Origin of the sequence: Pseudomonas sp. UBA5568, from assembly GCF_002425525.1 — a bacterium.
Taxonomy (GTDB): domain Bacteria; phylum Pseudomonadota; class Gammaproteobacteria; order Pseudomonadales; family Pseudomonadaceae; genus Aquipseudomonas; species Aquipseudomonas fulva.
This window is the reverse complement of record NZ_DIMK01000040.1, coordinates 146,323-168,604: the sequence shown is the minus strand read 5'-3', so window position 1 is coordinate 168,604 and position 22,282 is coordinate 146,323. Positions and strand designations below refer to the sequence as shown.

Genomic DNA, 22,282 nt, shown 5'->3' with positions numbered 1-22,282 from the left:
GTCAGCGGCGCAGACCGCGCAGGACAAGGTCACTGATGAACGCCAACCAGTCGGCCTTGGCCTTGGGGTCTGCCAGGTCCACGGCCAAGAACGAACTGAGCGTATGGCGGTTGGAGTTATAGAAATAGCAGAGCGAAGCAATCATCAGGTAGGCGTGGGTGATGTCGATGTCGTCGCGAAACAGGCCTTTCGCCTGGCCCGCGTCGATGATCGGCCGCAGCACGCCAACCGCTTCGCCCGACAAGGCCTTGAGGTTTTGCGACTTGCGCGCATGCTCGCCTTGGTGAAGGTTCTCAGTGGCCAGCAGGGTGACGAATTCGGGGTGTTGCACGTAATAATCCCAAATGAATGCCACCAGCGCACGCACCGCCTGTTCAGGGTTGGCCAAGTCCAGCTGCAGCCCGGCTTCGGCCTGGTTGAAGCTGGCATAGATGTGCTCCAGCACACTGATGAACAGCTTTTCCTTGTTGCCGAAGTAGTAGTAGATCATTCGGTCGTTGGATTTCGCCAGGCTGGAAATCTGCTCGACGCGCCCACCGGCGAAGCCTTCCCTGCTGAAGACCTGTACGGCAGCCTTGAGGATGTTGTCCCGGGTGCGGTCGGCCTGTTGGGCACGGATACCGGTTTTGCGCGTTTGCATGGAGGTCCCTGTGGAGGTGACGAGGGGAGTCACACTGCCATATTAGATGGGTATTGCGTAGCCTTTGGGCGAGAGGATCGGTGCGAGCGAGGGAGGTGTGACTCAAGTACTGCGATTGGCAATGACGGACATGAGCAGGGCTTGGGCAAAAGGCGGAAATCGTTCGGACACAAAAAAGCCCTGAATTGTCAGGGCTTTTTTGTAGAGAGTAGTGGCGGAAGCGTAGAGATTCGAACCCTTATCCAAGGTACCCCTCTTACTACGAAAAACGTATACCTGACAAATCCACATACGCCAAACCCGGCAACCCCCGCAATTCCGGGGCCTCCCGATCATCCCTCAGTCCCGGGCAAGTATGCATCCGACTGCATACTTAGGATATGAGCAAAATCATCACTTACGACTGTCCTTCACTTCGCGGCATTTTTCTGGCAGTCCAGACTCAAGTGCCCTTCCACTTTCCGAGCTACTCAACCGCCCAGACAGAGCGATGCAATAGCTTCGAAAATCAAGAATCCTAGTCACCCTGCCCCCCTTGGTCATTACAGTCGAGTCATGGTCAGGCTGCTTCGCGCTTAAGAAAACAAACGTAAACGCTTCTCACCATAGACCAGGCAACCACCAATACCGCTCTTGACATGCCAGATGGCCATCCTTAGCGTAGAGCCATGGGAGCACCCAGCTAACCCGCCGGACGTCCATGAAGCTGACACCCGGCAAGTGTTGGATATCTTGGATATCCGGATCAGACCCGCAGTAAGACGACAGATAACCACTCCGGTGATTAACCGCCCGCAAGACCTTGAGGTGATTGGCTTATGACGACCCCAGATGACAACGTGGCTGAATGTGAGCATTGCGGCGAGCCTGCGACCCATGATGTAGAACTCGGCCCACTCTGTGATGACTGCTTTGAGCACTACGCTGATGGTTACCGCGAGCGCGATTGAAGCGCCATCCAGCTAGCAAAAAGGCCTGATAATGAGGCCTTTTTTCATCTGCATGACTGCCACTGCGATGGCTACGATGACTGCGACCCCGCAGACCATTCGACTAGAGCGTCTAGCGCGAACCTTTCTGCCATCAGAACGCCGGACTCAAATCTTGATGCGAGGGCGGTTAACCGGGTGGAGAAAGGTCATCCTGGTGCCGGGGAAGTGCTGGTGATCACACAGCAAGGTCATCATTGCTGGAACGTCGTGATAAACACTCACCCACACTGACCAGTGTCCTAGCGTCACCGCCCAGACAATTACGTCTTCTGGGCGCCGCGTGCCTGCTAGCACCTCACGCTTCGTGTCAATGGCTCGCTTCAGGGCATCCTGGCGGTTGCTAATCGCAGCAGGGCGGTTCAAGCCACAGAGTTTACGTGTTGCGACTGCTGCCGCAGTGACAGCACTGATCGTACCATTAGTACGATAATGAAAAACCTTAAATGTTTCATTCAAATCGGGAAAAATATAACCACTGCGACTCTTATTCCACGATTTCTTGAAATCCCTATTACAGTTAACGCAGCCAAGTAGGAGATTATTCCAATCAGTAGTTTTAGCCGGAACAACTGACTTAGGCTCCACATGCTCCACATCTAAATCATAATCTTTCTTCTCGCAATACGCACAGAAAGGCCCATATGAGCGCAGAAGGTCTTTATGGTAGCGTTTGTAGTCCTTGTACTTCTTGGTACTCGGCCCCCGCGATAGTGGTCTCATTCGTCCTTGTCCATACCAGACGCATTACGTTCCGCGCGCAACAGACCAATAAACGCGGGGTCGCGATTATACCGTACCTCGTATTCATCAAGTTTTGCCTTGGCCAGCTGAACGTCCTCACGGTTGTTTTTGTCAGTGACCTTGAGCAGTGTGAAATAATCCTCAGCAGCCTCTACTTGCTCCTTGAAATACGGACTCCTCTCAACGTCATCCATATTCATGTAATCTTCAGCCACCTCAGCGATACTTTTCTTAACGTAGTCACCAAGTTGCCGGACTTCGTTATTATCCATATCGATAATACTGCAATGCCGTAGACCTTGAATCACGAAGGGCGAATGAGTGGCCACGATAAACTGCAATCCGGGGAATGCCTCGCGAAGATCATCTACGAACCGACCTTGCCACTTCGGATGCAGGTGCATGTCCAACTCATCGATGAGCGCCACGCCTGGCGTCTTGTCAAAGGCATCTACACCCAGATGTGCGTTAAGCGAGAAGATCCGATAGACGATGTCCATCCCCATCGCCATAACGCTGAGATAGCCACTACTGAGGAAATCAAGAGGAGTGAAACTGTCACTTCCCTCGAAGCGAACAAATATCTGTTTGACTTCAGACTCATAGAACAGGTCGATCAGAGGACGCTCAATACTTTTGAATAGGATGAGTAAACGTCGCTTCACTTCTTCAAAGATCTCGCGCGCGCTGGCCACGCCAAGGAAGGCCCGCCCTTGAAGCCCTGCAAACCATGCCTCCGAGCGCCACAGGCTGCCTTCCTTATCCAACGTATTGAAATAGCCTGCACTGATGTCTTTTAATTTTTCATTCTGATTGCGTGTCTGCCGTTTTTGAGAGCCAAGTCGCGCCGCCGAGTAATAAGCTATGAACGGCCTTAAAATTTGCTCTTTCTTGACTATTTGCTGATAAACATTTTTGGAGATTCGCTCCAGTTCAAGCGAATTGCCTTTACGAGTATTCCCTTCCGCACTGTAAAGCTCTCGCCCCCAGACCAACTCTCGATCATGAACATAACCATAGGACTTCAACTCGCAAGGAAGATGATATACAAGCTCGGTAGATCCATCTGTTTGAATTCGACGTTCTTGCCGCGCATCGGCTTTCTTGATGGACAAAGAGTTAATCCCATCAACACCTAAGAAGTAGGTGCCTGCCAGAATCGCAATCGCATCCAGGACGGCTGATTTACCAACGGCATTATTACCAAGCAGCACGGTCACCTTTTCGTGAAGCTCGAAATCAGCCTGTTCAACACCATGAAAATTTTTAATTTCAACCCGATCGATGCGCATTAAGTGAGCGCTCCAATAAATCACACTGAAGAATCCATTTTACTAGCCATCATACTTAAGACACAAGTTATTTCTCAGCGCTCACCTTTGCCACTTTCAACCCGACATTAACAAAATATAAACTAAGCCTTCAACAAATTATTAAGAGCCATTCAGAAAAACACCGAAGCTGCAGACAGGCAGTGATCGGATAGCTTAAACGGCCAAGTTTAGACCCTGTCCCTGGAGCCGCATAACTCCACCCAAAGGCAAACACCTACAAGAAAGCAAACTTATATACCCCTTCGCACGATATCTGCCACCTTGCCGGCCAGAACGCAACATCCAAAAGCCATTAAAGGCCCAGTTCACTGTATAAAATCACAGGCTGTATAAAAAACAAGTATACAGATCTAGAATTAATACGTGGTGGCAAAATAGTTGCGCCCCCTTCTTCCCTGTGGCTTCATTAGCCCTGCTAACACGTCAGGGAAGGCTATTCACAAACCCTAGCCCTGGCAGGCAGAGCGTCCTCTCAGTGTAGAGAAAAGTAATGGCTACCCCAAAAACCTTCATGGAGGAATCGACTGCGCCTGGCACCGGCGCGGGATTCGATTACCAATTCCACTATTTCGTTTACCGATTGTTGAACATGAAGAAAGGCCAATCGATTGGCCTTGAGATAAAGGACGATGTTCATAGCGATCTGGATAACGATGTCCAATTGCTGTTCCAGCTCAAGCACACGATTCAGACTCAGGCCGGTGGCAGCCCCATTGCCCTAACGGAGCTGGACGGGGACTTGTGGAAGACGTTGTACAATTGGACACGTGTGATCACCGATCCGCGAGATGGCCGGAGTGAAATCGCCGCCCAGCTCCAGTTCGTGAAACGCAGCGAATTCCACCTCGTCTCGAACAAGAGCGAGAGCAAGTCCAACCTGTTCTCACAATTATTGATTGCTTACACGGAACACGCCTCTGCTGAGAATCTGCAGGCAGTTGTCGACCGGGCAAAGTCGTTGTCGGGGTCGACCAAAGACGCCACGATCAGGGGCTACATCGACGCAGTGCTGACAATCGAGCCCAGCGTTCAGCAGGAGTTTCTCAAGCGCGTCTTTTTCCAGCTCGCAGAGACTGAGGTTATCCAAAAGGTAAAGGACTCTCTGGAAGAAAAATTCGTGCTACCTGAAGACGTCGATTGCGTGTATGAGCGCCTCAGTACCTTGATCCGTGATGACAACTATTTTTCGATTTTGGCAGGAACACTGACGGCGATCACATTCGACGATTTTCGCACTCGCTATCGCCGTGTCGTCTCACAAGCAGTCAAGAAGCGGCTGAGCGGGCTGCAGTTTGAACCGCCATTGCCCGAAGACCTACTGGGGCAGCGCTTCATCAAGCAGCTGATTGTCATTGACGACATTTGTGAAGACGACAGCGAAGTCATCACGCAGCTGTCGACTCATAAGGTAAGAATGGCGCGCAGCTTGGAAGTCTGGGTGCACGGCGGTGAGGTGGTATCGGATGAGGTAACTGCCCTTCACAAGGACGTCACGTTGCGCTGGAGCAACAAGCACCGAAAGGCATTCAAAAAATGCACCGAAATCGAGATCAATGACAAAGCCCAGGCCATCGTCGATGCCATGCGCGATGAGACGTATCGATTGGGTGATGATGAGCTCAGCACCGAACAATCCAACGGGGAACTTTACCTCCTCTCGGAGCAGGACGTGATCGGCTGGCATCCTGAGTGGAAAACCCTATGAGCAGTGATGTCATCGAGCTCTCCCCTGCGCTGCCTCGCGCTTGGAGCGGCTATAACAATGCCGGCATCGCTGCCGTCGCGATTGGGTGTGTACTGAACCACATGCAGAACCTAACACTGGCCAAAGCGCTACTGGTGATGCCTATCGTGATGCACAGCGAGACAACCAAATTCCTGGCAAGCGAGAGAACACGCTCTCGAGAGATTGCCTCGCTGGTCGCTATCCGTCCCGACTTTGTGACCAATTTCGACCGACGCTATCACGCCAGCCTCGTGCACTCGATCAATGGCATCCAGATGCTGCATGAGCTGGGGTACGCCGTCTTTGATTCGCAACTCACCCAAAAGACGCGTTTCGAATGCACCACCGAGTTTGGCAAACGTGCCGTATTGATCGAGAAAGCGTCGTCCGAGATCGCGAATTTGCTTCAAGCGTCGGAAGAAGAGCTCTACCTTAATCTTAGGATACAACTGTGAAATTTGGCATCGACACCATCCGCCTATGGTCGCATCACGGCGAGACACGCAGCGTAGATTTCGAGCGTGGCCGGATCAATGTGCTCAGTGGTCGCAGCAACCGAGGCAAGACATCGCTGCTACACATCATTGACTACTGCCTGCTTTCCAGCAGCCACAACATTCCCCATGATGTCATCAACGATACGGTTGCTTGGTATGGCATCAAGTTCTATATCAACGACAAAGAATTCGCGATTGCACGTAAGAGCCCTCATGCTCAGACCGTGTCGGACAAGCTCTACTTTTCAAGCATTGGTGTGCTGCCAGATCAGCCGACTGCCAACGCCACCAGCGATGACATCAAAGCGATCCTTCAAGCCGAGTTCAGTCTGGACAGCAGCGTCGTGCTCTACGGGGGCCGAGGCGTGCGCTACGGCACACAGGTATCGTTCCGCTACTTCCTGCTATTCAACACCATATCCGACGACATCATCACCAACACCGCTGCCTACTTTGACCATCAACAAGAAGACCGATATCGCGTCGCGCTGCCTCGTGTTCTGGATCTGGGCTTGGGCATCGACAGCCTTGAAAACATTGCTCAACGTGAACGGCGCGATGATCTCAAACGCATGATCGAGAAGCTTGAGAAGAAGAAGGTTGTCATCAGTAGTGGTAGACATCTCTTTGAAAGCGAGGCTCGCAAGCTTGCGGCAACGGCGGCTGAGTACGGCCTGATTGAGAAAGTACCAAATGTCGTCACCATCGATTTTCTGAAAGGGATCGTCAAGGATGTGCCCACCCCGAATGCTTCGGGCGAAGATGTCAAGCGCCTCTCCAATGCGCGGTCGAAAATGTTTGAGATCAATCGGCGCATGCGAAGGCTTCGCGAATTCTCTGACGAACACAAGCAATACAAGTCGGCGCTTAAGGTTACCCAGGACAGCCTGAAACCGTTGCAGACTCTGCTTCAGCAATCCTCCGAGCTGCTGAAAACAGACGTGTTTCATGATCTGATCGATAGCTTGAATGTCGATCTGCGCGCGCTCAAAGCAGCTACCGCCACTCGGCAGCCAGTCGATACTCAGGTCGCGGCTATGATGGCCGACTTAGTGGAGCAAAAAGCAGAGCAGCAACGAATCATTGACTCCTTGCCCAAGGCGCAGAAATCCTTCGAGGACACTATCCAATTGGTGAAGTTTGTCACCCGCATCGAAACCAAGCTTGAGACCTACAGTAGGGTCGAATCGGACACCCCTGAAAACTACGATACGCAGATCAAGAATCTGAACGCTGAACTCAGCTCCATGGAAGTCACCGATGTGGCCAGTGTTCGCGACGGTACCGTTGGGCAAATCAATGACGTGTCCTTGGCGTTGCTGAGCGAGGCGGCAGCGGCGATGGACAACTATGCGTCCTTCCTAACATCATTTAACTACGAGGCGAAAAAACTACAGCTTCGCAGACCTAAGTCGTCGTTCATCGAAAACGTAGGTAGTAGCTCCAACCACATGTTCCTGCATTTGTTCATGTTCCTAGCGCTACATGAAGTGGCCATCAGCAAAGGTGGAAAATTTGTCCCAAGCTTCCTGTTCATCGACCAGCCGAGCCGCCCCTACTACGGCGAGGAAAAGATCATGGATGAGGTGCATCTCAAGAATTCCGATCAGGCAAAGGTTAGCCAGGCGTTCGAGTTGCTTGGGAATTTCGTCAGTCGGATGCGCAACCAATACAGTGCGGAGTTCCAGATGATCGTGCTGGAGCATGTTCCTGTCGAGCTCTTCCAAAACGTGACGAACGTTAACGTGCTACCTGAATTCCGAGGCAAAAACGCCTTGATTCCCGCTCATTGGCATCCCGCTTAACAGCCAAACCATGAGCAGTAACGACGATTAGAAGCCCGCAGTGGCGAGACGGTTGCCAGGCAGCCATCAAGCCACATGTTCTAGCGAGGCCTCAAAGATTGATAGCAGATAACCGGCAAGCCATACTCGCCCGCAGATCGAACCGGTCAATCCGTACCACACTTTAGAACGCAGGAAGCAGTCCGAATGCAAGACAAATACACCTTGACGGAACATCGGCATCGCTTTGCGATCTGGGCGGCAGGCCGCGCCTACTCAAGACAGGGGCCAGGCCACACGATGGCAGTGGCATCTCAATTGATCAACGATACTTCGGTGGGTCAGATTGCCACCCTGGACGACCTTCCTCCGCCAAATGAAATCGATGACCGCCTGGACGGGCTTTTTCGTGAGGTCATGGGTCGAGCCGAGAAGATCACGTACAAACGCGAGTGGAAAGACAAAACCACAGGCCACTCTCGAACCGAAGAATGCCAGCTCGAATGCACCTATGGCAGAGCGCAAAAGCTGGTGAACATTTTCCTCAAATCCAAGCTCATCGTGGCTGGCGTGGATGAGCGCGACGCCAAGCTTGCCAGTCTGCACCCTCCCCTTGACAGGCAGCTGCTCGCAGCGATCGGTCGGCACCTTAATACTCCGCCATTCAAAGGATCGGATCTCCAGCAGGTGTTCAAGGAAGCGCTTATAAAAGGCGGCAGCTGGACGACATTCGACAAGGCAGCGTATGACGCCCACATCAATGTGGTGAAGGGAATTCAAAAGGATCGACCGCTGTGGGGCATCGAATGGCTCTGGCAACCAGCGGCTACAGATGAGTAAATAAAGGCTCTGATCAGGTCCCAAAAAACAGCATGATGAACGTAATTGTAAAAAGTCCAGGACGGCGTAGTAAACCGCGCCATTCAGCACGCGATGCCCGAGCTGCCAGGCCCTTTCCCTAGGATTGACTACGTCAAAATTGCTCCCGGGATAAGGCCTCTCACTGAAGGTAAGAAGCCCCAAGGTTTAAAGCTTTTTAAAATACCCTACGACTGGAAGACAAGAGCCAGGACGGTGACACAAATGCTTCTGACTCCAATGAGCTGACTCGTTAGCTATCCGGCTTAATGATGCTCCTGCTTTTCACCCCCCCCCTGGAAAGCAGGAGCTCGCCTGACGTTCCCTGCACTCACTCTGCCTTACCCAGATGCGATTCAAGATTTTTTCAAACGCCTTCTGCAGCTTCGTCAGAAAATTTCATCATTTCCGTCACCGAACCTACGATGTAGTTCGACGGGAACCACTCTTTTATCTGCCCATCCTGTTCGAAACAGTGAATCATCCGATGGAACAGCCCAGGCTCCAGAGGAATAACGGCATTAGGATTGTGGAACATGTATATCCCGTCGTGCCAGGCCTCGCTGTACCTGGGATCCTCAACCACCGCCCTGAAGGGGCCAAGTTCGCCATCAGTATTCGTGCGTACGCCATTGACGATCGCCAAGGAGTTCTTGTCTCGCACGCCCGCAATCCGGCCCATGCGATTGAACTTGGGCAGCGTGGCCTGCGTAACAAGCATGACCGCGGAGACATGGCGGTTGCCCGATTGACCGAAGAAATTGGATGCGATGGTGCGTCCCTTGTACTCGTGTCGCTCAATGCGCTCCATTTTTCCATCTACCAGTTCTAGCCCGTAAAGATACCTCTGCATCGTGCTGGCAGACATGGCCATGGACATATGCTTCGAGTAATCGTGCACGGCGATGACGAAAGGCTTGCCTTTGGTGTGTGGAAGCTCCCAGTAGGGCACGTTCAATGGCTCGGGCCGGTGACGCACCTTCTTAGCCAATGTGCGCTGAAACTTAAATGGCAACTCGTTTTCGACGTGCTCCATCAGCTTCTTGATCGCGCTCTGGTCTAGCCGTTTACCACCACGCTCTGCTGAGGTAGGTTCAATCGACTCACTGACTTCAACTGCAGCACCGAGATCGGCATCCTCGGCCACCCCCTCTTCAACTTCAGCCACTGTGGCAGCTTCGATAGCAACCTGTTGACCATGCTTGGAGAGGAGATAGTCCGGCTGTGGGTTGGAGTGATCAATGATGAAGTCGAGCTCGTAGAATGCTGCATGCAGGTAGAGCTCAAACAGACGTGAGTTAAATTCGTTGCCCTGTAGTCCTCGAATAAAGATGCCGTCGGGATCTTCAAACCAGTGGGCGAGCTCCTCCATGGCTACCCGGGCAGGATAATAAATAGGATCATCGAGAAGCATCTTCAGATAGCGATTGCGTTTGTGCTGGGGAACTTTTGCCGCAAAAATGGCGAAGGGGCTAGGTGCTTCGTCTCCTTGAGCGATCAGCCCATCAACAGCAGAAGCCGCCAGCTTCGGTACGTGCTCCAAGGCCTCTTTCATTGCGTCTTCAGGGGTCTCCAAGCAACAGCGCGTGACCACGGCCCTAAATCGTTTGTTCAAATCCCTCGCGAGCACGATGGCGTTATAGTCATTGTCGATCTTGCAATGCAGGACGACGGCCAGCAGCGTGATTTCAGGAGTTTCGTAAATGTGCCAATGAGTTTCTTCGGTGTACTGCTTTACGAAGGGTGATCGGCCATAGAAATATGCGTCAAATCGGCTTTTGCTTATGGGTTTGAAATCACTCATTTTTCTTGATCCATAGGTTTTCCAGAGATACGCCCCGACAACAATGCTACTCAGAAGTCCGAAGTGGTGAAGCTGGTTGCAAAAAAACGCCTTTCACATGCGCTTACTGCCCATTACAGATTAGCAGAATAGCACGCCAGCCCAAGCTCTGATGTCCGCCCGCGAACTAAGCGCAAGAGCCCCCGTCTCGACTAGACCATTATAGTCCTGCTTATACCCAACCGGTAGCGGCAGCACGTCTAAGCGATCGACATAGACCAAAACTTAATAACAACCAACTTTTACTTGTGGCAGTAAGAACCCCTTCCACCAAATTCTAAGCTATGACTATTAACCCCAGAACCCATGACACAAAAGAAATAAACCAAAAAAATCCAGTCCAGTCAGATTTCAATGCTCGGCTGGACGGGCGGGCGAAGCCCTCTCACCCTTGCCCCCCATGAGGACATGAGCCAATCCTTTCCAATTTTCATTTAAAATGAATTTTCAACGGACGTCTGGGCCGGCCTAACGGATCACGCTTTAATTTTAAATTGAACTCAAAAATCCCGGCCGGCCAACTATCCCGGCCTGCTTACGTACACTAAGTATACTTAAAGAGAGCACAAAAATTTTTAATGCACCCTATTGCAATCTTGCGCAAGTTCATGAAAGCATAATAGCAAGCATGTAACTTTCGGATCCTTCCCGTGACTACCTCTAAACGACCTGTAATACGGCCAACATCGCCGCACGCTGACCTATTGCCTACTGTCAGAGATGGCCGAAAGACTTTTCGATTGCTGTCCAACGACGCCATCCAAAATCAGTTTTTTGACAACTGGGCTTTCCAGCTCAGTCGTAAAAGCAAATTCAAGACTGTCAAAACCTACTGCTACGCCATCAAGGTGTTTTTAAATTACGTCATGCAGATGGCGCTGCACGAGGGTGGGCTCACCCCTATGTTGCTTTCCTACGCGCTGGATAACTACGAGAGCTACCTGGTGTTCGGTACACAGAGCGGAAGCGACAAGGTACGCGCCGTTGCCAAGGTGCTAGGAAACCGCAACCTGAAGGGTGCATCGGTCATCACGAACTTCGCAGCAGTGAACCGGTTCATCGAGGCCAGCGAACAGCTGCGAATGGGGTTGCTGGAGCTCGAAGCGAATGGGCTTATCACATCCAGCGAACTTTCGGGTTTTTCATTGCAAAGGAGCGTGTCGATCGAAGCACTGACGAAAGTCCGGGCCGCCTTAAAGCGCAACAGCTGGCTCGCGGGATGCATTGCCGGCGGAGCGAAGCGCATCAAGCGCGCAGGTCTTGCTCCCGCCTCCAAGCCTTCGGATATCGCCTATACCGACGAGTTTGGCGGTGACGAGCTGGCCTTCCCAATCGACCTCTGCAGGACGCTCATTGAGAATGCACCTTCACTGAGAGATAAGCTCCTGTGGTGTTTGCTCGCTGCAACTGGGTGCCGTGTTTCTGAAGCGCTCACCATGCTGTCGGCAGATGTCGTCTTGGGCACATCCGATTTAGAAAGCAACAAGGTGCTGATCGTTGATCCTGCCACACGGCATCACGTGCTGCTCAAATACCTGTCCGAGGAAGAAATTCACCTACGGCAGCTTCCTGGGCTGGCAATGTCCTGTCTCAGCGGCGCCTAGGCTGAGTCGTCGCCTGAACGCAGACATAGTTGGGGTAATACTCCGTGCAATTCGCGAAAACGAATCTGTCGAGGTCTCCTACCAATCCCTGACTGACCCTAAGGTGGCGAGCGAATGCTCTCTCTACATGCCTTGGTGCATGACGGTCACCGCTGGCACGTCCGGGCGTACTGCCACAAGCGTAAGGCTTTCCAGGATTTCTCCCTGACCCATATCAAACACTGCAAACATGTGGAGCCAGACCGGGATCGGGCTGATGAAGATTACGCCTGGAACACCATGGTGACTGTGGTTCTCACGCCCCACCCTAGTCTTACCCCCGCTCAGCGAAAATTGATCGAGAACGACTTCCTGATGAAGGACGGAGTGATGCATGTCGAGTGTCGCCGAGCTCTTCTCTCGTACCTGTTGTTCCAGCTAAACCTGAATGAAGACCAAGCCGATCAGAAGCCGGAGGTAATCCAGCTGGCCCTCAAGAATAGGGATGAGATCAAGGCCCTGATCCAGTATTAACACTCCGAAAATCAGCCAACACTCAGCACCTCCGTGTAGTGGTCAACTCATCCCGGACACGGTTTTGAGTTTTTCTTCTGCTTTCGCTGGAGCTAGTCCATCGTTGAACTGATGAGGCCGGATCCAGTTGTAATGGCCCATTAGGTATTGGCCAATGTCTCGTTGAGCTTGCTGCCCGGTCAGGTAGCCCGTGGTCGGTATCCACTCTGATTTCAAGCTGCGGAAGACTCGCTCCATCGGTGCATTATCCCAACAGTTGCCTCGGCGGCTCATGCTCTGGCGTATGCGGTAGCGCCACAGTCTCTGGCGGAACTGACGGCTGCCATATTGCGATCCCTGGTCGGAATGGATCAGTAGTCCTTGAGGCTTTCCACGCTGTTCGTAAGCTACGTCCAGCGCTTTGACGACTAAGTCTGCATCCGGCTTCTCTGATAAGGCCCAGCCCACCACTCTGCGTGCGTAGAGATCCAGTACAACTGCGAGATAGTGCCATTTGCCCTGAGCCCAGACGTAAGTTATGTCTCCACACCAGACCTGATTTGGCGCTTCGACATCAAACGCTCGGTTCAAGGTATTCGGAATATCTGGCCGCTCCACTGTGGCCTTTTTGTACGCATGTGATCCTGGCTGCTTGCTGATCAACGCCAGCTCACGCATCAGGCTGCGTACCTTGAACCGCCCGATTTGCTCACCTTCTTCTTGCATCATTGCCATGATGGTACGGCTGCCGGGCGCACTTCGACCTCGCGTGAACAACTCATTCACTCGACTGCGCAACCGCAGTCGTTCAACGTCCGGAGTTCGCCCTCTGTGACGATGTGCGTAGTAACTTGAGCGAGTGACTTCAAACACTTCGCACAAACAATCAACGGGCTCATGATCGCTGAGCTGGCGGATCAGCGCGTACGCTCGAGATCTTCCGACATCAAGAGCGCGGTAGCCTTTTTTAGTATCGATTTCTCGCGTTCAAGGCGCGTGATCCGGGCTTCCAACTCTTGGATTTTTTGCTGCTCTGGCGTCAACGCTTTGCTGGCCGGCGTAACGCCGCCGCGCTCCTGCTGAAGCTGATTAACCCATCGGCGCAGTGCCGACTCGACCAAGCCGAGCGAACGGGCCGCTTCGGCATGGCTGTAGCCTTGATCGAGCACCAGGCAGGCAGCTTCGCGCTTGAACTCAGGGGTAAAGGTACGGCGTTGCTTGGTCATCGGACACCTCTCTGTGGCGAGCATTCTCGCCTAAATGGGTGTCCGGGGTTAGTAGACCACTACACACTGAGGGTTGGAATTTCACACTAAGCAGGATCACCCTAAGCACTGCTATGCGTCTTTTCTATCAGTTTGGGCGGATAGCAAGTGTGCAGTTGGGATTCTGAAGGACTCTCGGGGTCAGAGGTATGCATTAGTGTGCATCCGAGAGCAGTTGACTCACACGCATGCTTGGACAATGGGCGCTTGCCCCAAGGGAGGAAGGGTAAAAATAGGCACAAAAAAAAGGGCTAAGATCTCTCTAGCCCTTGATTCGCTTGTGTTTGGCGGGGAACCAGGGATTCGAACCCTGGGAACGCTCTCACGTTCGCCGGTTTTCAAGACCGGNNTCATATCTGGCGGAAGCGGTGAGATTCGAACTCACGGAGGGGTATAAGCCCTCGTCGGTTTTCAAGACCGGTGCATTCAACCACTCTGCCAATTCCCCGATGCAATCCTGCCTGAGGGTATCCTGAAGTGTGCATCTGGGGACTACCTGAGATAAGAACTCTAGGATAGTTGCCCATCGACGGTTTTCAAGACCGTTGCCTTAAACCACTCGGCCACGCTTCCAGCTGCTTTGCGGCCGCCATAATACCGGAATGAAACACGCTGTCAAACTCTCTGTGTCGCGGGTTGCAGGAGCTCTGGTAGACTCCTACCATCTTCGACGTTTCATATCTCAGGTTCACCAAGGAGTGTCGCCATGCGCGAACAGGATTATGCCGTACACCACGGCCAGCAGGTCGAGCAGCAGGAGATCAGCAAGGTCCTGCGCAACACGTACAGCCTGCTGGCACTTACCCTCGCTTTCAGCGGCCTGATGGCCTTCATCTCACAGCAGATGCGGTTCGCGTACCCGAACGTGTTCGTCGTGCTCATCGGCTTCTATGGCCTGTTCTTCCTCACCGCCAAGCTGCGCGACTCGGTATGGGGCCTGGTCTCCACCTTCGCCCTCACCGGTTTCATGGGCTTCATTCTCGGCCCTATCCTCAACCGCTACCTGGGCATGAGCGGTGGCGCTGAAGTCGTCAGTTCGGCCTTCGCCATGACGGCGCTGGTGTTCGGTGGCCTGTCGGCCTATGTGCTGATCACCCGCAAGGACATGAGCTTCCTCAGCGGCTTCATCACCGCAGGCTTCTTCGTCCTGCTGGGTGCGGTCGTGGCCAGCTTCTTCTTCCAGATCAGCGGCCTGCAACTGGCCATCAGCGCCGGCTTCGTGCTGTTCTCGTCGGTGTGCATCCTGTTCCAGACCAGCGCCATCATCCACGGTGGTGAACGCAACTACATCATGGCGACCATCAGCTTGTACGTTTCGATCTACAACCTGTTCATCAGCCTGCTGCAGCTGTTCGGCATCATGGGTCGTGACGACTGATACAACGACGTGTGTGAAGAAGCCCGCCTACGCGGGCTTTTTTGTCCCTGCCGTTTCTACCGAACATGCACAGTCGCAAAGCGGTGGCTGCGCTCAGACTTATTGACTTAAAAGTCAGGTAACGAAGGCGATGATCGCCGAACAGGCGGCTAACCGGCATTCCCCTACCGCATTCCCCATTCTGCCCGTAGAATGCGCTCCTTTTTTATAGACGGGCAGCGCTGCGCAATGAGCTCACAGGAACACAGCCCAGGTGCGACAGCGCCTGACAACGAACTGGTACTGGGTCTGGAAGACAAGCCGCGGCTGCTCATCGGCTTGCTGGCAGCGCTGCAACACCTGCTGGCAATCATTGTGCCCATCGTCACCCCTGGCCTGCTGATCTGCCAGGCGTTGGGTGTCTCTGCCCGTGATACCAACCTGATCGTGTCCATGTCCCTGGTCATCTCCGGCATCGCCACCTTCATCCAGTGCAAACGCTTCGGCCCCTTCGGCGCCGGCCTACTGATCGTGCAAGGCACCAGCTTCAACTTCGTCGGCCCGCTGATTGCCGGCGGGGCCTTGATGGTCAAGCAAGGCACGCCTGTAGAAGGCGTCATGGCCGCCATTTTCGGCGTGGTGATTGCAGGCTCTTTCGTCGAGATGGGCGTCTCGCGCATCTTGCCTTTCGTCAAACGGCTGATCACCCCGCTGGTGACCGGTATCGTTGTGCTGATGATTGGCCTGACCCTGATCAAGGTCGGCCTGATCAGCATGGGCGGTGGTTTTGGCGCCATGGCCAACGGGACCTTTGCCAACGGCGAGAACCTGCTGCTGTCAGGCGTGGTGTTGGCAATCATCGTCATCCTCAACCGCATACCGGTGGTCTGGCTGCGCAGTTGCGCCATCGTCATCGCACTGGCGGCGGGCTATGCCCTGGCCGGCTACCTGGGCCGCCTGGACTTTACCGGCATGCATGAGGCCGCGCTCTTCCAAGTGCCGACACCTTTGCACTTTGGCCTCGGTTTTTCCTGGGCACTGTTCATCCCGATGCTGGTGATCTACCTGGTGACCTCTCTGGAGGCCATCGGTGATGTGACGGCCACCAGCAAGGTCTCGCGCCAGCCCGTGGAAGGTCCGGTGTGGATGCAACGGATCAAGGGCGGCGTGCTGGTCAACGGCGCCAACTCACTGCTGGCTGGCGTGTTCAACACGTTCCCAAGCTCGATCTTCGCCCAGAACAACGGGGTCATTCAGCTGACGGGTATCGCCAGCCGTCACATCGGCGTATGGATTGCGGCGATGCTCATACTGCTCGGCTTGTTCCCCAGCGTTGCCGGGGTGATCCAGGCGGTTCCGGAGCCTGTGCTGGGCGGCGCGGCCATGGTCATGTTCGGTGCCGTGGCAGCTTCGGGTATCAATATCCTGGCCAGCACCCGCCTCGATCGCCGCGCCCTGTTGATCATCGCCGTATCGCTGGCCTTGGGCCTAGGCGTGGCACAGGTACCCGAGTTCCTCGCCCATATGCCAGCGGCGATTCGCAATGTGATGGAGTCGGGGGTTGCCACCGGAGGCATCTGTGCTTTGGTCCTGAACTGGTTCTTGCCCGAGGGCAAGGAGAAGGCCTGACGACCACAGGCCTGCAGCAGCCAGGCCTTTTTGTTTATCATGGCGCGATTCCATAGCACGAGTTCGCCATGAAATTCGCTATCGCGGTGTTTTCCCCCGCACAGGCGCCCGCTTCCCGCCGGGCGCTGCGCTTTGCCGAGGCAGCGTTGGCTGCCGGGCACGGCATCACCCGCTTGTTCTTCTACCAGGACGGTGTGCACAGTGCTTCATCCAATGTGGTAGCCCCTCAGGACGAACAGGACATCGCGCAGCAATGGCGCACGTTCCTACAGGCCAACCAGCTGGATGCGGTGGTGTGCATCGCCGCTGCCCTGCGCCGTGGCGTATTGGACGAACGCGAAGCCAGCCGCTATCAGCGCCCTGCCGTGAACCTGCAGCAACCCTATGAACTGTCCGGGCTCGGTCAGCTGCATGAAGCCGCGCAAACGGCCGACCGGCTGATCTGCTTTGGAGGCGATTGAATGGCCAAGTCCATGTTGATCATCAGTCGCCAGGCGCCCTGGAGCGGGCTGTCTGCTCGCGAAGCGCTGGATATCGTCCTGGCCGGCGGCGCCTTCGATCTGCCGCTGGGCATGTTGTTTCTGGACGATGGCGTGTTCCAGCTTGCCTGCGACCAGCACCCCACCGCCCTTGAGCAAAAAAACCTGGCGGCGAACCTGCAGGCATTGCCCATGTTCGGCGTGGACGCGCTATACGCCTGTGGCCACAGCCTGGCACGGCGCGGCATGGCCCACGCAAGCCTTGGCCTGCCGGTAGAGGTACTCGACGATGCGCAGCTTGCGGCATTGATCGCACAGTTCGACCAAGTGGTGACGCTCTGATGACAACCCTGCATGTAATAGCCCACTCCCCGTTTGGTGACGAACGCCTTCACAGCTGCCTGCGCTTGCTGGGCAGCGAAGACGCCGTACTGCTGTGTGGCGATGCGGTCTACGCCCTGCTCTCGGGCAGCGAGCCTTTGCGTCTGCTAGAGCAGGCCGAGTTGGTCGGTCGCCTTTATGCCCTGGAAGAAGACATGCAAGCCAGGGCCATTTCTTCCTCGCTGGCAACGACGGTCGACTACCCAGGCTTCGTTGCGCTGTCCCTGCACCATGACAAGGTCAACAGCTGGTTATGAACACGCTCGATATCGAAGGCAAGGCCATTGCCCTGGACAAGGACGGCTTTCTGGTCAACCTTGAGGACTGGTCACCGGCCACCGCGCAAGGCTTGGCCACCCGCGAAGGCATCGCCCTGACGCCTGACCACTGGGAAATCCTGTCATTGCTGCGAACGTTCTACCAGGAGTACCAGCTCTCGCCCGCCACGCGCCCGCTGATCAAATACGCAGCGCTCAAGCTGGGCCCGGAAAAGGGCAACAGCGCCCATCTGAATCGCCTGTTCAATGGCACTCCCGCCAAACTTGCCGCCAAGCTGGCGGGCCTGCCCAAGCCGACCAATTGCATATGACCAGCCCTCGCCCACTGACCCTGGAAACTCCCGCTGAACACCCCTTCGCCGAGTACGTACGCATCCTTGGCAAAGGCAAGCGTGGCGCGCGCGGCCTGACACGCGAAGAAGCCCGCGCCGCCATGGCTTTGCTGCTGGAAGGTAAAGTCGAAGACGCGCAGCTGGGCGCCTTCCTCATGCTGCTAAGGCACAAGGAAGAAAGCGCAGAAGAGCTCGCCGGCTTCACCGAAGCGCTGCGCGCGCACCTGCAAGCGCCTGCCATTGCAGTGGACATCGACTGGCCGAGCTATGCCGGCAAGAAGCGCCATCTGCCGTGGTACCTGTTGGCAGCCAAGTGTCTGGCCGGCAATGGGGTGCGTATCCTGATGCACGGTGGCGGCGCGCACACGGCGGGCCGCCTGTACAGCGAGCAACTGCTCGCGCTGTTGCACATTCCCCTGTGCCGCGATTGGCAGGCTGTCAGTGAAGCCCTGGACCATCACCACCTGGCTTTTTTCCCACTGCAGGACTGGGCGCCTCAACTTCAGCGCATGATCGACCTGCGTAACACCCTGGGCCTGCGCTCGCCGATCCATTCCCTCGCACGGGTGCTGAACCCGCTCGGCGCACGCTGTGGCCTGCAGAGCATCTTCCACCCGGGTTACCAGGCCGTACACCGCGAGGCCAGTCGGTTGTTGGGCGATCATGCGGTAGTGATCAAAGGTGACGGTGGCGAAATCGAGATCAACCCGGATGTCATCAGCCATCTCTACGGCACCACTGACGGTAAGGCCTGGGACGAAGAATGGCCTGCGCTGAGCGAGCGTCGGCACGTCAAGCCGGCATCGCTTGAGCCCGAGCACATGCCGGCCTTCTGGCGTGGTGAAGTTGAAGACAGCTATGCCCAAAAAGCGGTGCTGGCCACAATGGCGCTGGCGCTTCGCGGGTTGGGGCAAGACCGCGAGCAGGCGTTTGCCCACGCGCAAGGGTGGTGGGCTGATCGCGATCGATCGATTTAACCGATCATACCGCCCCACTCTTTGCGCTATTGGTTCGAACGTCTTTCTCTAGACTGAGCTCCAACGACAAATCGCTTTTGTTAAGGAGCTCATCATGGGCCTGTTGGTCGACGGTCGCTGGCATGACCAGTGGTATGAAAACGGCAAGGACGGCGCGTTCAAGCGTGAAGACTCGCAGCGGCGCAACCCGCTGCCTGCCGCCGAGCCGGGTCGTTACCACCTGTACGTTTCGCTGGCCTGCCCCTGGGCGCATCGCACCCTGATCATGCGCGCGCTCAAAGGCCTTGAGCCGCTGATCGACGTCTCGGTGGTCAGCTGGCTGATGCAAGGTGACGGCTGGACCTTCGACCGCCAGAACGGCTCATCCGGCGATCACCTCGATGGGCTCAAGTACCTGCACCAGCGCTACACCCAGGACGATCCCCATTACACTGGCCGCGTGACGGTGCCGGTGCTGTGGGACAAGCACGAAAACCGCATCGTCAACAACGAGTCGGCGCAGATCGTGCGGATGTTCAACCATGACTTCAATTCGCTGACCGGCAACCTGCTCGACTTCTACCCGCAGCCGTTGCGAGCGGACATCGACGCCTTGAACGAACGCATTTACCCGGCGATCAACAACGGCGTCTACCGCGCCGGCTTCGCGACGACACAGCAGGCCTACGAAGCGGCCTTCGACGAGGTGTTCAGCGAGTGGGATCACCTCGAAGACGTGCTCAGCCGACATCGCTACCTGGCGGGCGAGTACCTCACCGAGGCCGACGTACGCCTGTTCACCACGGCGGTACGCTTCGATGCCGTTTACCACGGCCATTTCAAGTGCAACCTGCGCCGTCTGAGCGACTACCCCAACCTGACCCACTGGCTGCGGGAGTTGTACCAATGGCCAGGGGTAGCCGACACGGTAAACATGCAGCACATCCAGAACCACTACTACCTCAGCCACACCACCATCAACCCCAACGGGATCGTGCCAAAGGGGCCGCTGTTGGACTTCAGCCTGCCCCACGATCGCGCTCGCTTGCCCGGGAAGGGTATATGGGGTGGGAGCTGAATCAGCCTGTGCCCTGGCCAGATGGCATCAGTCGCGCATGAACCCGCCATCGACGTCCATGATCTCGCCGGTCACGAACCCGGCCTCCCGCGAGGCCAGGAAGCATACGGCGGCGGCGATGTCGCGCGGCGTGCCGGCGCGGCCAAGCGGCATCTGTGCGAGCACTTCGGCCCTGGCCTGAGGCGCTAGCGCGCTGGTCATCTCGGTGTCGGTCAGCGCCGGCGACACGGCATTGACGGTGATGGCATAGGGGCCGGCTTCTCGCGCCAGCCCTTTGGTCAACGCGATCACCGCGCCCTTGGCTGCCGCGTAGCAGCTATTGCCCAGCAAGCCCCCCCCACGCTTGCCTGCCACCGACGCGATATTGATGATGCGCCCACTCTGGCGCGCCATCATGCCCGGCAGCACGGCCTTGGCGCAGAAAAACACGCTGTTCAGGTCAATGGCCATTACCCGGTTCCATTCCGCAGTGGTGACCTCCAGCAAGGGGCCGGTCGAAACGATCCCTGCGTTGTTCACCAGGATGTCGACCCCTCCCAACATAGCTTGCACCTGGCCCACCATAGCCTGCACCTGGGCCTCATCGGCAACATCCGCTCCCACCCCAACAGCCTCGATCCCGACTTCTCGCAACCGAGCCGCAGCCGCCTCGGCCGCCTCGGCATCCAAATCGCACACCCCTACTCGTGCACCGGCCTGGCCCAGTGCCATGGCGATCGCATGACCAATGCCACGGGCAGCGCCCGTTACCAGGGCCGTGCGGCCGGTCAGGGTGAAATTGAGTGCAGCATGCACAACGGGAGTGCTCATGATCGTCATCCATCGAAAGTGGCCGCAGCCAGGCGCGCCTGCTCATTGGCAGCAGGCGGTCGTCAAAGGTGTTGGAGGGTCAGGGCATCAGGCGGTGCCGCAGGCGCCGAGCGCTAATTGCTCCTTGAGCGGGGGAATGTCCAGCCGGCGCATCACCCGGTACAACGAGGGCCGGCAAATCCCCAGAGCGCGGGCCGCCGCCGACATGTTCCAGTGGCAGCTCTGCAAAGCGTGCAACACGTCACTGCGCTCATCGCCTGACGGGGCCGCCCGGCGGATGGGCGTGATGTTGGCAGGCAACGCAGCCGGGGCCTGGCACTGCTCGAGAACGTCCAGCGGCAGGTCGCTGCGCAGCATACGCGGGCCTTCCATCACTGCGCAGGCGTAGCGCACGACCGCCCGCATCTGGCGCAGATTCCCAGGCCAGGTATGGGCCATCAGCAAACTCCACACCTGCGCCAGTACCTGGCGAGGGTCACAGCCTGGAAGCTCATGGGCCACCATGTTGCACAGCAGCTCACCACGGTCCTGACGCTCGCGCAGCGGCGGTAACTGCACTACGCCTGTGGCGATGCGATAGAACAGGTCCTCGCGGAAACTGCCCTCGGCAACACGCGCCGAGAGGTCCTGGTGCGTCGCGCAGACCAGTGCGAAGTTGACCGGGATGCTGCGCTCGGCACCCAGGGGCGTCACCTCACGTTCGGCAATCACCCGTAGCAGGCGCGTTTGTTGTTCCAGGGGCATGTCGCCGATTTCATCGAGAAACAGCACGCCGCCATCGGCTTGCTGAACCTTGCCTTTCTTGCCGCCCGGCAGAGCACCCGAAAACGCCCCGCGGCTGTAGCCGAACAGCTCGCTTTCGATGAGGGTTTCGGGAATGGATGCGCAATTGAGCGCCACCCATGGCGCCGCGCGGCGCTGACTGTGTGCATGCAGAGCGCGGGCGAGGATTTCCTTGCCGGTACCGGTCTCTCCGCGGATCAGTACGGCGATGCCACGCTCCATCAGCCGCAAGGCCCGGTTGAAGGCCTGGCGCACTCCAGGGTCACTGTCTTGAGCGATGTTGCACGCCTCCACGACGGGTTGGGGCGCACGCACGGCAGGGTTACAAGCGGTCATTAGCGTCACCTTTTTTCTTGTTCTATAGCTTTTGACTATGTCGACGGGCGGGCTTGTGACACCGCCTGGGCCGAATGACGTTGCACG

The 22,282-nt window shown here is 56.0% G+C and carries 21 protein-coding genes and 1 tRNA gene; 14 read left to right on the top strand and 8 right to left on the bottom strand.

The window, feature by feature from the left end:
• Window position 1: 1 nt before the first annotated feature.
• The 3 genes from B2S33_RS13145 to B2S33_RS13135 form a co-directional block, all read right to left on the bottom strand.
• Complete coding sequence (locus B2S33_RS13145) at window positions 2–640, bottom strand: TetR family transcriptional regulator (RefSeq protein ID WP_027916162.1); 639 nt, start codon at window positions 638–640, stop codon at window positions 2–4.
• 1,097 nt (window positions 641–1,737) lie between these two features.
• Window positions 1,738–2,352 carry an HNH endonuclease gene (locus tag B2S33_RS13140; protein WP_288650450.1) on the bottom strand — a complete coding sequence of 205 codons (615 nt, stop codon included), beginning with the start codon at window positions 2,350–2,352 and terminating at the stop codon, window positions 1,738–1,740.
• Window positions 2,349–3,665 (bottom strand): AAA family ATPase, encoded by a 1,317-nt coding sequence (locus B2S33_RS13135; protein WP_288650448.1) that lies wholly within the window; start codon window positions 3,663–3,665, stop codon window positions 2,349–2,351. Before B2S33_RS13135 ends, B2S33_RS13140 begins: the two co-directional genes overlap by 4 nt.
• Window positions 3,666–4,197: 532 nt before the next feature.
• Between B2S33_RS13135 and B2S33_RS13130 the strand changes: the two genes are divergently transcribed.
• From B2S33_RS13130 to B2S33_RS13115, 4 genes are all read left to right on the top strand, one after another.
• Entirely contained in the window at window positions 4,198–5,412 is a 1,215-nt protein-coding gene (locus B2S33_RS13130) for a hypothetical protein (protein WP_288650446.1), read from the top strand.
• Window positions 5,409–5,888, top strand: coding sequence for a three component ABC system middle component (locus B2S33_RS13125; RefSeq protein WP_288650445.1), 480 nt, complete (start codon window positions 5,409–5,411; stop codon window positions 5,886–5,888). The genes B2S33_RS13130 and B2S33_RS13125 overlap by 4 nt, the downstream gene beginning before the upstream one ends.
• Window positions 5,885–7,735, top strand: coding sequence for a DUF3732 domain-containing protein (locus B2S33_RS13120; RefSeq protein WP_288650443.1), 1,851 nt, complete (start codon window positions 5,885–5,887; stop codon window positions 7,733–7,735). Before B2S33_RS13125 ends, B2S33_RS13120 begins: the two co-directional genes overlap by 4 nt.
• A 186-nt stretch (window positions 7,736–7,921) precedes the next feature.
• Window positions 7,922–8,554 (top strand): hypothetical protein, encoded by a 633-nt coding sequence (locus B2S33_RS13115; RefSeq protein ID WP_288650441.1) that lies wholly within the window; start codon window positions 7,922–7,924, stop codon window positions 8,552–8,554.
• Between the two features lie 385 nt (window positions 8,555–8,939).
• Here the strand turns inward: B2S33_RS13115 and B2S33_RS13110 are convergent, their stop codons facing one another.
• A complete protein-coding gene (locus B2S33_RS13110; RefSeq protein ID WP_288650439.1) occupies window positions 8,940–10,376 on the bottom strand; it encodes a hypothetical protein in 1,437 nt (478 codons plus the stop codon).
• Between the two features lie 779 nt (window positions 10,377–11,155).
• Between B2S33_RS13110 and B2S33_RS13105 the strand changes: the two genes are divergently transcribed.
• The gene (locus B2S33_RS13105) at window positions 11,156–12,019 is read left to right on the top strand and encodes a hypothetical protein (protein ID WP_288650438.1); all 864 of its coding nucleotides are present in this window, start codon (window positions 11,156–11,158) and stop codon (window positions 12,017–12,019) included.
• Between the two features lie 114 nt (window positions 12,020–12,133).
• On the top strand, window positions 12,134–12,532 hold the full coding sequence (locus B2S33_RS13100) for a WYL domain-containing protein (RefSeq protein WP_288650436.1): 399 nt from the start codon (window positions 12,134–12,136) through the stop codon (window positions 12,530–12,532).
• A gap of 42 nt (window positions 12,533–12,574) precedes the next feature.
• Here B2S33_RS13100 and B2S33_RS13095 read toward each other — a convergent pair.
• Together B2S33_RS13095 and B2S33_RS13090 are read right to left on the bottom strand one after the other, a co-directional pair.
• A protein-coding gene (locus tag B2S33_RS13095; RefSeq protein WP_288650435.1) for an IS3 family transposase occupies window positions 12,575–13,737 on the bottom strand; the annotation gives its coding sequence in 2 pieces (ribosomal slippage) (window positions 12,575–13,482 and window positions 13,482–13,737; 1,164 coding nt in all).
• 396 nt (window positions 13,738–14,133) lie between these two features.
• A tRNA-Ser gene (locus B2S33_RS13090) sits at window positions 14,134–14,223 on the bottom strand.
• A 259-nt stretch (window positions 14,224–14,482) separates the two neighbouring features.
• Between B2S33_RS13090 and B2S33_RS13085 the strand changes: the two genes are divergently transcribed.
• The 8 genes from B2S33_RS13085 (at window position 14,483) to B2S33_RS13050 (ending at window position 20,266) form a co-directional block, all read left to right on the top strand.
• The gene (locus tag B2S33_RS13085) at window positions 14,483–15,154 is read left to right on the top strand and encodes a Bax inhibitor-1/YccA family protein (protein WP_023534840.1); all 672 of its coding nucleotides are present in this window, start codon (window positions 14,483–14,485) and stop codon (window positions 15,152–15,154) included.
• Between the two features lie 228 nt (window positions 15,155–15,382).
• Entirely contained in the window at window positions 15,383–16,762 is a 1,380-nt protein-coding gene (locus B2S33_RS13080) for a nucleobase:cation symporter-2 family protein (RefSeq protein WP_049695774.1), read from the top strand.
• 68 nt (window positions 16,763–16,830) lie between these two features.
• Window positions 16,831–17,223: a sulfurtransferase complex subunit TusD gene (gene tusD / locus B2S33_RS13075; protein ID WP_027916164.1), complete on the top strand. Its 393-nt coding sequence runs from the start codon at window positions 16,831–16,833 to the stop codon at window positions 17,221–17,223.
• Entirely contained in the window at window positions 17,224–17,583 is a 360-nt protein-coding gene (gene tusC, locus B2S33_RS13070; RefSeq protein ID WP_027916165.1) for a sulfurtransferase complex subunit TusC, read from the top strand.
• Window positions 17,583–17,879: a sulfurtransferase complex subunit TusB gene (gene tusB, locus B2S33_RS13065; protein WP_027916166.1), complete on the top strand. Its 297-nt coding sequence runs from the start codon at window positions 17,583–17,585 to the stop codon at window positions 17,877–17,879. The genes tusC and tusB overlap by 1 nt, the downstream gene beginning before the upstream one ends.
• Window positions 17,876–18,211, top strand: coding sequence for a TusE/DsrC/DsvC family sulfur relay protein (locus tag B2S33_RS13060; protein ID WP_023534859.1), 336 nt, complete (start codon window positions 17,876–17,878; stop codon window positions 18,209–18,211). The genes tusB and B2S33_RS13060 overlap by 4 nt, the downstream gene beginning before the upstream one ends.
• Window positions 18,208–19,209 carry a glycosyl transferase family protein gene (locus B2S33_RS13055; RefSeq protein WP_288650434.1) on the top strand — a complete coding sequence of 334 codons (1,002 nt, stop codon included), beginning with the start codon at window positions 18,208–18,210 and terminating at the stop codon, window positions 19,207–19,209. The genes B2S33_RS13060 and B2S33_RS13055 overlap by 4 nt, the downstream gene beginning before the upstream one ends.
• Before the next feature lie 94 nt (window positions 19,210–19,303).
• Window positions 19,304–20,266: a glutathione S-transferase family protein gene (locus B2S33_RS13050; protein WP_028686526.1), complete on the top strand. Its 963-nt coding sequence runs from the start codon at window positions 19,304–19,306 to the stop codon at window positions 20,264–20,266.
• Window positions 20,267–20,293: 27 nt separating this feature from the next.
• Here B2S33_RS13050 and B2S33_RS13045 read toward each other — a convergent pair whose 3' ends face one another.
• On the bottom strand, window positions 20,294–21,076 hold the full coding sequence (locus B2S33_RS13045; RefSeq protein ID WP_033695162.1) for an SDR family NAD(P)-dependent oxidoreductase: 783 nt from the start codon (window positions 21,074–21,076) through the stop codon (window positions 20,294–20,296).
• A gap of 87 nt (window positions 21,077–21,163) precedes the next feature.
• The gene (locus B2S33_RS13040; protein WP_081783923.1) at window positions 21,164–22,195 is read right to left on the bottom strand and encodes a sigma-54-dependent Fis family transcriptional regulator; all 1,032 of its coding nucleotides are present in this window, start codon (window positions 22,193–22,195) and stop codon (window positions 21,164–21,166) included.
• Window positions 22,196–22,282: the final 87 nt, after the last annotated feature.